Origin of the sequence: Hymenobacter negativus (assembly GCF_017571495.1) — a bacterium.
GTDB lineage: Bacteria > Bacteroidota > Bacteroidia > Cytophagales > Hymenobacteraceae > Hymenobacter > Hymenobacter negativus.
In genome coordinates, this window is record NZ_JAGETZ010000025.1 from 34,837 (window position 1) to 49,128 (window position 14,292).

At 56.1% G+C, this 14,292-nt stretch carries 10 protein-coding genes and 1 pseudogene; 8 read left to right on the plus strand and 3 right to left on the minus strand.

What is annotated here, in order from left to right; genetic code table 11:
* Positions 1-44: 44 nt before the first annotated feature.
* Positions 45-1,277 (minus strand): annotated as a pseudogene (gene nusA, locus J4E00_RS28685) (transcription termination factor NusA); the annotation flags it as partial.
* 94 nt (positions 1,278-1,371) lie between these two features.
* Positions 1,372-1,842 carry a ribosome maturation factor RimP gene (gene rimP / locus J4E00_RS28690; protein ID WP_208178800.1) on the minus strand — a complete coding sequence of 157 codons (471 nt, stop codon included), beginning with the start codon at positions 1,840-1,842 and terminating at the stop codon, positions 1,372-1,374.
* Positions 1,843-2,097: 255 nt separating this feature from the next.
* On the opposite strand from rimP, the gene J4E00_RS28695 reads away from it, so the two are divergent.
* The 3 genes from J4E00_RS28695 to J4E00_RS28705 all read left to right on the plus strand — a co-directional run bounded on the left by J4E00_RS28695 (position 2,098) and on the right by J4E00_RS28705 (position 4,451).
* Positions 2,098-2,652: a DUF2911 domain-containing protein gene (locus J4E00_RS28695; protein ID WP_208178801.1), complete on the plus strand. Its 555-nt coding sequence runs from the start codon at positions 2,098-2,100 to the stop codon at positions 2,650-2,652.
* 149 nt (positions 2,653-2,801) lie between these two features.
* Entirely contained in the window at positions 2,802-3,839 is a 1,038-nt protein-coding gene (selD, locus tag J4E00_RS28700) for a selenide, water dikinase SelD (RefSeq protein WP_208178802.1), read from the plus strand.
* 18 nt (positions 3,840-3,857) lie between these two features.
* Positions 3,858-4,451 (plus strand): hypothetical protein, encoded by a 594-nt coding sequence (locus J4E00_RS28705; protein ID WP_208178803.1) that lies wholly within the window; start codon positions 3,858-3,860, stop codon positions 4,449-4,451.
* 2 nt (positions 4,452-4,453) lie between these two features.
* Here J4E00_RS28705 and J4E00_RS28710 read toward each other — a convergent pair whose 3' ends face one another.
* Positions 4,454-5,866, minus strand: a complete 1,413-nt coding sequence (locus J4E00_RS28710) for a hypothetical protein (RefSeq protein WP_208178804.1) — start codon at positions 5,864-5,866, stop codon at positions 4,454-4,456.
* A 204-nt stretch (positions 5,867-6,070) separates the two neighbouring features.
* On the opposite strand from J4E00_RS28710, the gene J4E00_RS28715 reads away from it, so the two are divergent.
* The 5 genes from J4E00_RS28715 to J4E00_RS28735 form a co-directional block, all read left to right on the plus strand.
* A complete protein-coding gene (locus J4E00_RS28715; RefSeq protein ID WP_236050337.1) occupies positions 6,071-6,463 on the plus strand; it encodes a ribosome-binding factor A in 393 nt (130 codons plus the stop codon).
* A 96-nt stretch (positions 6,464-6,559) separates the two neighbouring features.
* Entirely contained in the window at positions 6,560-7,369 is an 810-nt protein-coding gene (locus J4E00_RS28720; RefSeq protein WP_208178806.1) for a class I SAM-dependent methyltransferase, read from the plus strand.
* Positions 7,370-7,684: 315 nt separating this feature from the next.
* Positions 7,685-8,917, plus strand: coding sequence for an ABC transporter permease (locus tag J4E00_RS28725; protein ID WP_208178807.1), 1,233 nt, complete (start codon positions 7,685-7,687; stop codon positions 8,915-8,917).
* Between the two features lie 120 nt (positions 8,918-9,037).
* Positions 9,038-12,016: an SNF2-related protein gene (locus J4E00_RS28730; RefSeq protein ID WP_208178808.1), complete on the plus strand. Its 2,979-nt coding sequence runs from the start codon at positions 9,038-9,040 to the stop codon at positions 12,014-12,016.
* A 710-nt stretch (positions 12,017-12,726) separates the two neighbouring features.
* A partial coding sequence (locus tag J4E00_RS28735; RefSeq protein WP_208178809.1) for a hypothetical protein occupies positions 12,727-14,292 on the plus strand: 1,566 nt, incomplete at its 3' end.

The window sequence follows — 14,292 nt, forward strand, 5'->3', positions numbered from 1 at the left end:
TTAGCCACTTCCAGCGTATTCTCGTCCAAGTCTTCGTCGTCGGCAAATTCCTGACGGATAATGCGGTACACATCATCCACCATTTCTTCTTCGAGCTCCGTGCGGCGCACGATGTCGTCTTTCTTCACAGCCAGTACGGCGCGCCCGGTATCAAGGCCAATTTTCTTGAGCTCGGCCAGTACCCAAGGTTCGATTTCGTCCTGGAACTCGTCCAAGGAGATGTCTTCCTCGTAGTCGGTGGCTTCGCGGAATACGTCGATTTCCATGCCGACCAATCGGCTAGCCAGTTTGATATTGGCACCGCCACGGCCAATGGCCAGGCTTACCTGGTCGGGTTTCATGAATACGGATACCCGGCCGTTTTCCTGGTTTATCTTCATAGAACCCACTTTGGCCGGCGATAGTGCCCGCGCAATATAGAGTTCCAGGTTATCGGTGTAATTGATGATGTCGATGTTCTCGTTTTCCAGCTCGCGCACCACTGGGTGGATGCGGCTGCCCTTCATGCCTACGCAGGCACCTACGGGGTCAATGCGCTCATCATAGCTTTCTACGGCTACTTTGGCGCGCTCGCCGGGCTCACGCACCACGTTTTTGATAACGATGAGTCCGTCGTAAATCTCAGGCACTTCTAACTCGAATAAACGTTCGAGGAAAGCAGGTGCGGCGCGGGACAGGATGATTTTCGGCGTGCCATTAATCACCTCCACGCGATGCACCACGGCGCGCACGGTATCGCCTTTGCGGAAACGGTCCTTGGGGATTTGCTCGCCTTTCGGCATCACCAGTTCATTGTCATCCTTGTCCATGATGAGGGCCTCGCGGCTCCACACCTGGTAGACTTCACCGGTCACGATTTCGCCCACCTGGTCCTTATATTTCTGGTACAGGTTGTCGCGCTCCAAGTCTTTTACGCGCTGAATCAGCGTTTGGCGGGCCATAAGCACGGCGCGGCGGCCGAAATCCTCCAGCTTTACGCCTTCGGCAACGGATTCGCCTACTTCAAAGTCGGGCTCGATTTTCTGCGCTTCGGCCAGCGGAATTTTGTCGTGGTCCCAGATATCCTCCGAGTTATCATCCACAATTTCGCGATTGCGCCAGATTTCCAAGTCGCCGTTATCGGGGTTGATGATGACGTCGAAGTTTTCGTCCTGGTCGTACTTCTTCCGAATCATGGTGCGGAACACGTCGTCCAAGATGCTCATCATCGTGGGCCGGTCGATGTTTTTGCTCCGGGCAAATTCGCCGAAGGATTCAATGAGTTCGTGGCTGTTCATTTTTTGAGCTGTTAGCTTTTAGCTGCTGGCTTTTAGCTTTTTTTGAATCAATACTGAACGTTTAGCTAACAGCAAATCGCTGTTAGCTAACGGCTCATTTAAAGGAGATAACAACCTTGGCCTCCTGAATGTCCCCGAAGGAATAGAAGGCAGCTGGCAGGATGGTTTTCTTGGTCTTTTGTTTAATAATTTCTTCGATTTCTACGCCGTCAGGTGTGGCAGCGGTAAGGGTACCGGTTTTCTCGGTGCCGTCGGCCAGCTTCAGCGCCAGGGAGCGGCCGATGTGGCGCGGATACTGGCGCGGGTCGGTGAGGGGTTGGTCGGCACCGGGGCTGGTGACTTCCAGCGAGTAGGCCGAGTCTTCGCCGTAGTGCTCGTCGATGCGGCGCGCTAGGCGGCGGCTGACGATGGCGCAGGTCTGAATGGGCAGGCCTTCAGGGCCATCGAGGGTCACGGTTACCTTCGGCATTACCGAATCGGAAACGGTGAGGCCCACGATGAACAACTCCTGGTCGCTGATGGCGTCCTGGAGCATTTCCAGCAGTAGGTTGCGGTCGAAGTGCATAGGATTTGAAACAAGCGGGCAAAAAAAGAGGGGACTGCGCGTCCCCTCTTTATCAGATTGAATACCAACTTCGGGGCAAAGATACGACATTCGACTGCGGAATGCAAGATGAGTGCATCCAAGCCGCTTGGGAAGGGCTGCAACTCCAGCGGTAATCAGCGTCTTTAGCAAACCTCAGCCGCTACCGTCGGGTTTGCGACTCAGCCGCCGATACTCATGGCCTTTATTTATCTTCATTTTCAGCTTTTAATTCCCATGAAATCATTTCTGAATTTTCGTACTGCCGCTTTTGGCTTCGCGCTGGCGCTGACTGGTGCTGCCGCCCACGCGCAAACAATGCCCGCTACCATGCCGGCCCCAGCCAAGGACGCCCCCAAGCCCAGCCCGGCCGCCACAGCCACCGGCAAGATTGGTGCTACCGATGTAACCATTAACTACAGCAGCCCGGGTGTGAAAGGTCGCAAGATTTTCGGTGGGCTGGAGCAATACGGCAAAGTGTGGCGCGCCGGGGCCAACGAGGCCACCACAGTGGAATTCAGCAAAGCCGTAACGGTAGAAGGCAAGCCGCTGCCAGCCGGCAAGTACGGCTTCTTTGTGATTCCGGCTGAAACCGGCCAATGGACGGTCATTTTTAACAAAGAGCCCAAGCAGTGGGGAGCTTTTAAATACGACGAGAAGCAGGACGCGCTACGCGTGATGGTGACGCCCCGCAAAACGGCAGCGGTAACCGAGCGACTGGCGTACGAGGTGACACCCACTGGCCTAGTGCTGCGCTGGGAAAACGTGGAGCTGCCGGTGGCCGTTAAGTAAGACTAGGTTCGAAAACCCCAGAAGCGATGCTTCGGCTCGCATTGAACGGCTTGTTCTGCCGGGCCGAAGTATGGCTTCTGGGGTACTCGTATCAGCTGATATGCGGCATCAGACAGCTCACTTTTGCACCTTGCCTGAGATTTAACTATATGGAATACAAGCTCACCCAATACAGCCACGGCGCGGGCTGCGGCTGTAAGATAGCGCCGGCTGTACTCGACCAGATGCTGCACACCAGTATTGCGCAGCCGCAGCACGAGAAGCTGCTGGTAGGCAATGCCAGCCGCGACGACGCAGCGGTGTACGACATTGGCGGGGGCCAGGCGGTGATTTCAACCACCGACTTCTTCATGCCCATCGTGGACGATGCGTACGATTTCGGCCGCATTGCGTCGGCCAATGCGATTTCTGATGTGTATGCCATGGGCGGGCGCCCGCTGCTGGCCATTGCCGTACTGGGCTGGCCCGTGGATAAGCTGCCGCCCGAAGTGGCCCGCCGCGTGCTGGAAGGCGCTCGCAGCATCTGCGCCGAAGCAGGCATTCCGCTGGCCGGCGGCCACAGCATCGACTCGCCGGAGCCCATTTTTGGGCTGGCCGTGACGGGCATGGTGAATATTGTGGACTTGAAGCAGAACGACACGGCCACAGCGGGCTCGGAGTTGTTTCTGACCAAGCCACTAGGCGTGGGCATCCTGACCACGGCGCAGAAGAAGGGCATTTTGCGGGATGAGGACGCGGCCATTGCGCCCGCCCAGATGATGCAGCTCAATAAAATTGGCGCAGAGCTGAGCAAGCTGGAAGCCGTGACGGCCCTAACGGATGTGACGGGATTTGGCCTGCTGGGGCACTTGGCCGAAGTGTGCGAAGGCAGTGGCCTCACGGCGGAAATTAATTTCGACAAAGTGCCGCTTATCGAGGCGGCAGAAACTTACCTGAAGCAAGGCAGTGTGCCCGGCGGTACCAACCGCAACTGGGCCAGCTATGGCCACAAGGTGGGACCGATTACTGACGAGCAGCGGGCCTGGCTATGCGACCCGCAAACTTCGGGTGGGCTGTTGGTGTGCGTGGAGCCCAGCGGGTACGAGGCGGTACAGGCCGTGTTTACCAAGCACGGCCTAGCGCTGGAAAGCTTTGGCCAACTGCGGGCTCATCAGGCAGATGAAGCTTGGGTGCAGGTGAAGGCATAGCTTTCGCGGCGCCTACTTATGAAATCGACTTTTTTACGGCCACTGCTGGAGGCGGCAGTGGTGCTGTTTATAATAATTGGGGCGGCCCGTTGGGTGACGGGGCTCTTTTCGAAGCGCACCCACGTGTACCAAACCACCGTGGCACGGCAGATGCGGCTATTGTTCTGGCCGCTGCTGGCGTTGGGCGCGGGCCTCAGCGTGCTACCAGCCGTGGCCATGGGTGAGGGTCCGGTCAGCGGGTTTGAGTGGGGGCTGACGGCCGGCTTCCTACTCTTCACGATGGCGCTTAGTGGGCCGGCAGTGCTGCTGCATCTGCGCTATTGGCTGTTAAATCACGAAACCGTGCTGGTTTTTCAGCCTACTGAAAACCGCTTTGAAGTGTACGAGGCCGGTCAACGTCAGACCTTCGAGCGGCGTGACCTGGCCAGAATATACCGCGTGACATGCCGGGCACGCCGCACCTTCTGGGCCAGATACGACTACTTGAGCCTGCATTTACACGATGGCCGCATCATCGTGCTCACCTCCCTGCTAACCGACCTGGAGCCGCTGGCTTCTTTCCTGCGCAGCTTGCCCACGGAGCGTTCCGTGCAGGCTTGGTGTTGGATTTAATATTAAGGCCGACGACGGTACAGGCCGGGGGTTGAGGTGGGCTCGTAAGCACTGAAAATATTGGGCAGCAGCTGCTGCAGGCGTGGTACATGGTGGCCTTGGTCGAGCAAATAAGCCGGGGGGGTGACGCCCATTTTTTGGGCTACCCGCACTACGGCAGCGTACTCGTTCAGGTGGCCGAAGTCAACTTGAGAGAGCGTCCAGTCGAGGTAAGGGGTGGCAGGGTGATTATTGAAATACGCCCGGTCATCGGGGCCGAGGATGAGGAGCGTCTGGCCACGCAGGGCGGCGTAGTGCGGGTCGGGCTCGATGCCGAAACGGCTTTCGGCGGGCATGCGCAACAGGCCTTCGAGGCGCGGCACGTGCGCCCGGTAGCGCAATACCACCACAGCATTTATAATGAGCAGTAATAGCAATTCCAGTAGCCAGCTTTGGCGGTAACGTTGCCACAGAAACAGGCTAAAATATGCCAGCGGCGGCAGCAGCAGTACCAACACGCCCGGCGCAGCACCGCGCTCCACGGCTGCCGCCGCAATGGCCACCACCAGCCATACCAGCATCAGCTGCCGAAACTTCACCTGAAACACCAGCCCCAGTGTAGTGCCCAGCGAGCGCAGCAGTGCCAAAACCAATACCACAACGGGCACTATCAGCAGACGCAACTGCAAGCCGGCTGGCAAGCCACTGGCAATAAGGTCGGTGAGGCCGGGCTGCAGGTGAAACTGCACAAACTCCGGCAGTGCCTCATTGTAAGACAGAAAGGTAGCAACCAGCGCATACGGGAAGAAAAAGCCACACAGCAGCAGCAGCGCACTCCGAAAGGAATTGGCCGCGAAGATGACCACGGCAAACAACCCCACCAGTACAAACAAGCTCAAAGGCAGGTAGCACATGGCCCCCAGCCCAATCAGGAAGCCAGCCCGGAATAGGCGACGGTTGTCGTAGCCCTCCCGCGAAGTGGGTAGCAGGGCGCTCAGGGCAAATACGATGAACGTATGCCCCAGCAGCAGCGGCGACAACGCATCCAAATCGGTACTCACGCTGCCCACCAATAGGTAGGTCAGCGCCACGGTGTAGCCACGTTCGGGGTGTACGTCGTAGCGGTTGAGCACGACATTGAGGCGCAGGGCTTGCAGCAGCAGCAGCAGCAACGCCCCCATCCGATAGAGCCACACCGGGCGCGCCAGCACGGCATCGAGCGCGGCGAAAACAGCAGCAGCCAGCGGCGCGGTACCATCGTAGAGGTCGCGGTAGGGCATGGCCCCGCCGTGCAGCCGCTCGCCCACCAGCAGGGCCCGCAGCTCGGCCGCCGTGAGGGGCAGGCCCAGCCACAGCAGTGGCAGGCGCAGGGCCAGCACCAGTAGCAGCAGCGCCAATAGCTGCGCTGGCAAAGAGCTTTTGAAAAAGCGGAGCAATAGATTTAAGGTATGAGGATAGGAAGTGTAAGGGCCGGAAAATTGGTAGGGTACAAGTTAATTGGGAGGGGCAAAGGTATTGTCTGATGGCAAGCCTGACAGTTATTTTCGACACTCGCCCTCTCCTATCCCACCCTCGCCTACCCTAAGCTTAAAACCTCCCGTACCTTTGCAAGTCATATGGAAAGCAAACGACAACAAAAAATGGCCAGCCTGCTTCAGCAAGAGCTGGCAGCCGTGTTGCAGCGCGACCTGCCGCACCTGTTCAGCGGCGGTTTGGCGCCCGGTATCAGCACAGTGAAAGTGACACCCGACCTAGGTCAGGCCCGCGTGTACCTCAGCCTACTGCTGGGCGGCGACGCGAATGAGCGCCTCGAAATCATCAAGGATAACGCCAAGGAAATTCGCCACGCCTTGGCCAAGCGCATTCGCAAGACGGCTCGTGTGGTACCGGAGCTTATCTTTTTCCACGACGACAGCGCTTCCTACGCCGCTCACATGGACCAAGTGCTAGGCACGCTCCACATCCCGCCCGCTCCGAAAGACGTCGACGACAGCGACGACGAGAAACCCACGCGCCCGCGCCTCTTCAATTAGCAACTGAGCAAAGGACTAAGTGAGTAATCTGCCTCGACTGGTCGTCGCGCTTGCTCATTTGCCCATTTGTTCACTTACTCATTTACTTATTCCACTTTGTATTACGACCCGATAAAAAAATCGCTTGGCCAGGTGTTTAACCGCACGCCGTGGCTGCGCCGGCTGTTCTACCACCTGCTCGACCTGCTTCTGCTTCGTACCTGGCACGTGCACCGCGAACTGCGCCAGTGGGCCAAGGGGCGCACTCAGGAGCCGCTGCACATTCTCGACGCCGGCTCGGGCTATGGACAGTACACGTACTGGCTCAGTGGGTTGAGCGCGAAATGGAACATTCTGGCCGTGGACGTGAAGGAGGAACAGGTGGCCGACTCCAATGCCTTTTTTCGGCAGATTGGGCGGCGCAACGTGCAGTTTGCCGTGCAGGACCTGGTGCTCTATCAGGAGCCTAATTCCTTCGATTTGGCGCTGTCCGTTGATGTGATGGAGCACATTCTGGAAGACGTAGAAGTATTCCGCAACATCCACGCGTCGCTGAAGGATGGCGGCATGCTGCTCATTTCCACGCCCAGCGACCAAGGCGGCTCCGATGTGCACGACGACGGCGAAACCAGCTTCATCGAAGAACACGTGCGCGACGGCTACAACATCCGCGAGATTCAGCAGAAGCTAAGCACGGCCGGTTTCGAGCGCATTGAAGCTCGCTACTCCTACGGCGAGCCAGGCCAGATTTCCTGGCGTCTCAGCATGAAATACCCCATTCTGATGCTGGGCAAATCGCGCCTGTTTTTCCTGGTGCTGCCGTTCTACTACCTCATCACGTTCCCGTTCTGCCTTCTGCTGAACTGGCTTGATGCCCGCACGAAGCATGATTCCGGTACAGGCCTCATCGTGAAAGCCTGGAAGTAGGCAAGTTTCCCTGGTTTCAAGACCACACGGTGCAAACCCGTACATTGCCTGTACATTCAAAAAAGTGCTGGACTTACAGACCACTAGTGGGGGACAGCTTTTATCAGCAAGCCGACTATCAACTCTATGCCTAGTACGTAGTTCGGTAATTCGACTGTTACTTTTAGAAATAAGCCCAGGTATGAGCGAGCAAAGCAGGATGTTGGCTAAAGTAGCTTTGAACCACGAAAAGTGCTTGAAAAGGCCTGGAAGCTTTAATGAACTACCTGCTGCGCAAAGCCGGCTAATCCTATTTTTCTGCCCGCTACTGCACCTGTGAACGTCCCTCTCCTCATTGCCCGGCGCTACTTCCGCTCCAAGAATAAGCGCAACATCATCACAATCATTTCCAACATTTCGATGATTGGGGTGGCGGTGGGCACGGCTGCGCTCATTATTGTGCTGTCGGTGTTCAACGGGCTGGAGGACTTGGTGCGCACCCTCTACGGCAAATCGGACCCTAACCTCGTCATTTCTGCCGCCAAAGGCAAAGCTTTCCCGGTCGACCGTACCTTTCTGATGAAGCTGGAAAACACGCCCGGCGTGGCCCTGCTCACCGAAGTCATCGAGGACAATGCCCTGCTGCAATACCACGACCGTCAGATGGTGGTGAAAATGCGCGGCCTGAGCGACAACTACTTCGGCCAAAGCCAGATTGACGCCAACATCCGCGAGGGCGACCACCGCCTACGCCGCGACAGCACCGAGTTGGCGCTGGTAGGCGCTGGTGTGCAGCACGAGCTTAGCATCACCCTCAACAACCGCCTGGCTCCCATGCGCCTGCTCTACCCGCGCAACACGCCAGGCAAAAAATCCCTCAGCATTGACCCCAGTAAGGCATTCAACGAGGAAAACTTAATTGCGGGCGGGGTATTCCTCATCGAGCAGCACATCGACGATAGCTACATTTTCGTGCCCCTCACCTTTGCCCAACGCCTGCTGGGCTATGGCGCCCGGCGCACGGCCCTCTACGTGAAAGTAGGCCAGAGCTTTGAGATAGAGCAGGTGAAGGAGCAGCTGCGCAAGCAGCTCGGCCCCACTTTTAAAGTGCAGGATTCGGATGAGCAGCACGTCAGCTTGTTCAAAGCCATTAAGGTGGAGAAGCTGTTTGTGTTCATCACCTTCACACTGATTCTGCTCATTGCCTCGCTCAACATCTTTTTCTCACTGTCGATGCTGGTCATCGATAAGAAGAAGGACATCTCGGTGCTGCTGGCTATGGGTGCCAGCCAAAAGGCCGTGCGGCGCACTTTTCTATACGTGGGGGCCATCGTGGCGCTGGTGGGTGCTACCGTGGGACTGGTCGTTGGGGTCAGCCTGTGCTGGCTTCAGCAGCGCTTTGGTTTCGTAAGCATGGGCATGGCAACGAGCGTAGTTGATGCTTATCCTGTAAAAATTCAGGCCGCCGACCTCATTTTCACCTGCCTCTCCATCATCTTTATCACGCTAGCCGTGAGCATCCGTCCTGCCTTGAATGCCAGTCACTTGGATTTACGCGAGAATTTATAGCATCTCGTAGATTCTATGGCTGTCGGCGAGGCCAAGTATTCCTACGCACTGCCGATGACGAAATAATGCACCGTCATATTCCGCTTTCGGCCTTACCTTGCGCTTTCCGCGTGCCCGGCTATGAAAGTATCTACCGCTGAACCGTTTCAAATCGTCTACTCGCTCTTCGAGCACGAGTTTCTCGGCCACCTGTTTGCGGCCTATGTCGTGCAGTTGGGTCCTCGGGGCCAGCTAACGCTGCAGCACCAAACCGTGTCGGGCAAAAATGCCCACGAGTTTGCCGTTGCCCTAGATGACGTCGACTTTGAACTCGTCGAGCTCTGCGACCAGATTCAGCAGGAAGCAGTCGTCAAGGAATTCTGGCCCCGCAAAATCGCTACAGCCGAGTTTTTCCTGAAGACCTACAACGCGGAAAAGGGCGACAAACTCATGCAGGAGGCCATTGCCAAATACGTACAGGCGCGCATGGCTACCGTGCTTGCCCGCCTGGCGGGCAAGCGGGTGTTCATCATGGGCCGCGACGGCGAGCCGACCTGGCGCGAGATTGGGATGGCTCCAGCTAAGGCGTCCATCCTGTTTCACTTCCGCCGCAACGAGGAAGGGACCCACTACTTCCCCACCATTCAATATCAGGGGCAAAAGCTTGACTTTCAATACAAAGATGCCGTACTGGTGTGTTTGCAGCCGGCCTGGCTGCTACTCAATGACCTGCTTTATTCCTTCCGCACTGAGGTAGACGGTCGCAAGCTGTTGCCCTTCTTGAAGAAGAAGTTCATTGTGGTGCCCCGGCAAGTGGAGGAAAGCTACTTCCAGAAGTTCGTGGCCCCGCTCATGGAGTCGTTCGAAGTACACGCGCGCGGTTTTGACATCCGTTCGGAGCGCTACGTGGCGCGGCCCCGTCTTACGTTCAGCGACGCTATTCCGGCTCCGGCAATGCCTGAAGTGCCGGTACGCCCGCCCGGCCCACCCCGCCGGGGCCGCATTCCGCTGCCCAAGCCCATTGCCCCATTGCTCACTGGTGCCGAAACAGAGCAAATTCATTTTGAGCTTAGCTTCCGCTACGGCCCGCACCTTATGCCGCTGGGCAACGACAAGCCGGTGAGTGTGCGCCTCGAGAAAACCGCTGACAGCTACGTTTTCCATCGCCTGCTACGCAACCCCGAGCAGGAAATCAGCACTGTAGACGAGTTGCGGGCACGCCAGCTTTCCGTCGACAAAGGTCACGCAACGCTGCCCAAAGGCCAGGCATTCAAGTGGCTGCATGATAATGCCGCCGCCCTCACCGAGCTGGGCTACACTGTAGAAGCGGCTAGTACGGCCAGCAAGAACTACTTCATTGGGCCCACCAGTGTGCAGGTGGGTATTCAGGAAGCCGGCGACTGGTTTGACGTGCGCGGCACGGTACGCTTCGGCGACATTGAAGTACCATTTATCCGGTTGCGGGGGCACATTTTGCAGCGCCGCCGCGAATTCAAGCTGCCCAACGGCCAGATTGCCATCATTCCGGAGGAGTGGTTTACCGATTACCTAGAGTTGTTTGCCTTTGGCGAGGAAACCGAAGACGGCCTGAACCTGCGCCGCCATCACCTGGCGTTGGTGGCTGATTTGCAAAGCAATGAGCTAGCTACTGTGCGCATGGGCCGCAAGCTGGCCAAGTTGCGTGATTTTGCCGAAGTAGAAGACCATCCGCTGCCCGCCGGTTTTCAGGGCGAGTTGCGGCCTTACCAGAAGGCAGGCTACAACTGGCTGCGCTTTGTGCAGGACTACCATTTTGGCGGCTGCCTGGCCGATGACATGGGCCTGGGCAAGACTGTTCAGACCCTGGCTATGCTGCAGCACCGCCGCGAAAGTGGCGAGGCGCAGGGCGCTGCATCCCTACTGGTGCTACCCACTTCACTGGTATTCAATTGGCTGAATGAGGCACAGAAGTTTACGCCCGACCTGCGCGTACTGGCTTACACGGGTACCTACCGCGACAAAAATCCCGACCGATTTGCCGAATATGATGTAGTGCTGACTAGCTATGGCATTGTGCGCCTCGATACGGAGTTGCTGGCCAGCTATAAGTTCGACTACGTGATTCTGGACGAGTCACAGGCCATAAAAAACCCATCGAGCACCACTTCGCAGGCTGTGCGCCAGCTGCGCTCCAAGCACCGGCTCATCCTCACGGGCACGCCCGTGGAGAATAGCACCATGGACCTATGGTCGCAGATGTCATTCATCAACCCCGGCTTGTTGGGTACTCAGGCATTTTTTCGCAAAGAATTTCTCAAGCCCATTGAGAAAAATCAGGACGAAGGCCGCACCCGACGGCTGCATGCGCTCATTAAGCCCTTTATCCTGCGTCGGCATAAGGCACAGGTAGCTAAAGAGCTGCCAGCCAAAACAGAGCAGCTCAGCTACTGCCAGATGACGGAGGAGCAGGCCCACGCCTACGAAGAAACCAAGAGCTTCTATCGCAACAAGATTCTGCGTAACCTCGACGAGCATGGCCCGGCCAGTACCCAGTTTCTGCTGCTGCAGGGCCTCACGCGCCTGCGCCAGATTGCCAATCATCCGCGCCTAGCCGACGAAACCTACGCGCACGAATCGGGCAAGCTGCGCGAGGTGCTGCGCATGATTCGCAACGTAGTAGCTGAGGGACACAAAGTCTTGGTATTTAGCCAGTTTGTACAGCATCTTGCGTTGGTACGGGCCGCTCTCGACGAGCGGCAGATGGAATATGCTTATCTCGATGGCACCACCCGCGACCGCCCGGCTGAGGTAGCGCGCTTTCAGGAGGACGAAGAACTTAAAATCTTCCTCATCAGCCTGAAGGCCGGGGGTGTGGGGCTCAATCTCACGGCGGCCGACTACGTCTTCATCCTCGACCCGTGGTGGAACCCGGCTGTGGAGGCCCAAGCCGTAGACCGTGCTCATCGCATCGGGCAGCAGCGCCCAGTTTTCACCTACAAGTTTATCACGCAAGGCACGGTAGAGGAGAAAATCCTGGCCCTGCAGCGGCGAAAATTGGCGCTGGTGAGCGAGCTTATTGCTACAGATGAGGCCGTCATCAAGCACCTCACGCGAGCAGATATTGAGGAGCTTTTAGGCTAGGGCTAATTGAATTTGGCGGAATGGGTAGATTGGTATCTTCAACTATATACCGCTACCCCGTCATGCCTTATTTGTGAGTAAGTACTCACAAACCTGAATTATAAATTTAGCCCGTGCATCGATACAGAGCAGAACAGGACTTTTTCATCTGGGCTTAAAAAAATTTTGTCCTTCTATTACTTATTATCCTCAATCAATTGGATTAAAAAGAGTATGGCGGGAGTATGCTACCTTTCCTGCACGTTCAGACAAATTGAGACATTGACTAAAAAATCCTATTTATATAAATTTGACAATCAGGCACAAAGCTATATAATTCGTCCATTTACGCTACTTCAGCATGGTACATAATGCAGAATAATACAAAGGATTATAGCAAGCAGAAAGATGCTGGATTGCTTACAGTGCGTATGTAACTATACAAAGTATCTATTAATAAAATACTATTTTTGCTTGCATAAAGCTTAATACTATACGGATTTTTATCCGATTTTGGGAATTTTTCCTCGCCTTGGTTTTGATTTCAAAATCTAGCCCTATAACTTAGTAGAATTGTATCCTACCAATACATTAAAATTTGCTTAAAATCTATTATTTACTTTAAAGTACCATTTTTCTTGAAGCAGTTTATTATAGTGCTGTGCTTATTAGCAAGCAAGTCTGTTTTTTATGCGGGTGCTCAGGCACCCACACAAACAGCCAACGACTATGTGCGTCCATATACAGAGGCCTTCCAATACGGCACCAATATGGGATATTATAATAGCAACTGGTCCGATGAGAATCTGGCTTCTATTGCCGAAAACTTGGGTGCCCATTCTATCCGGCCTTCGCTGCCTGAGTATTTCGTGGCGCAGTATGGGTATAACATTCGGGTGCCTGCTTTCAACTCCTATGTAAACACGCACGGCATGAGAGAACTGACCTGTTTTGTGGAAGGCCCGTCGGCAGCGCACCGCGAAACAACGACCTACCCGGGCGCGACTGGTCAGTCGAAGATGTTTGCCAATCTCTATGAGCCCATCTGGAACGGCGACGGTACAGTCAACCAGAATAACTACTACGCCTATTACTTATATCAGCTGCTAGCTGTTTACGGGGATAAGGTGCGGTTTTGGGAAATCGTGAACGAGCCGGATTTCTCCAACAGCGCCAATGTGAACGATTGGAGCAACCGGGCTCCGACGCCCGGTGAGCTCGTTAACATTCAGGCCCCGATTTTTAGCTACATCCGGATGCTGCACGTCAGCTACGAGGTTGTTAAGAAATATCGCCCGGATGCTTATGTCACGACGGGCGGGGTTGGCTACTCCCAGTTTGTGGATGCGCTCATGCGCTACACGGAAAACCCTAACGGTGGCGCCGTAACGACCCAATACCCCAACACGGGTGGTGCTTACATCGATGCGCTGAGCTTTCATAGCTACCCGGCATACTCGCTGCACTACTGGGACACAGTGCTGAATGGCTTCCGCTACACCCGCACCTCGGACTACGCCGCGAATAAGGTGATGGAGGACCGACAGGGCTTTGCCGATGTGCTCACGCGCTACGGCTACAACGGTGTGACGCGTCCAGCCAAGCACATTCTGATGTCAGAAACCAATATTGGTCGTCGCACGTCGGACGACCGCACGGGCTCGGATGAAATGCAGCGCAACTTTGGCATCAAGACGCTGGTGCTCTCCCAGAAGAAAGATATCAAGCAGCTATACTACTACCAGCTGGGCGAGTCGGTGACTGCTCCTGCGGCCAACCAGTTGGTTTCGGGCAGTGATGAGATGGCCCTGATGGGCCTGTATGAGAACCTGATGCGCGACGCTCCCGGCTCGGAGCACACTACGCAGCTGGGCAAAGCCTTCGCCACAACGTCGAAACTGCTTTATGGCGCCCATTACGACGCAGCCCGTACGGCGGCCCTGGCGCTACCAGCTGGCATAGACGGTGCGGCCTTCAACAAAAACGGCACTTATACCTATGTACTATGGGCCAAAGCCTTAGTTGATAATGTAGAGTACGCTACGGGGGTTTATTCGTTTCCGCTGGCGCTGAGCATGGGCAACCTGCAGCGCTACGAGTGGGACTACTCTAGTACGAATGCCCGAACCACGCAGACCCCGCTGCTCATTGCACTGGGCACAGCTCCCTCCTTCTTCACCGATGCCCCCTCGACAGGTTCAACCACGAACCCGGGGTCTAGCACGGGCTGTTCGGGGACGGGCAGCCTGACGCGCGAACAGTGGAGCAACCTGGGCGGCACGGGCCTGGCCGCCACC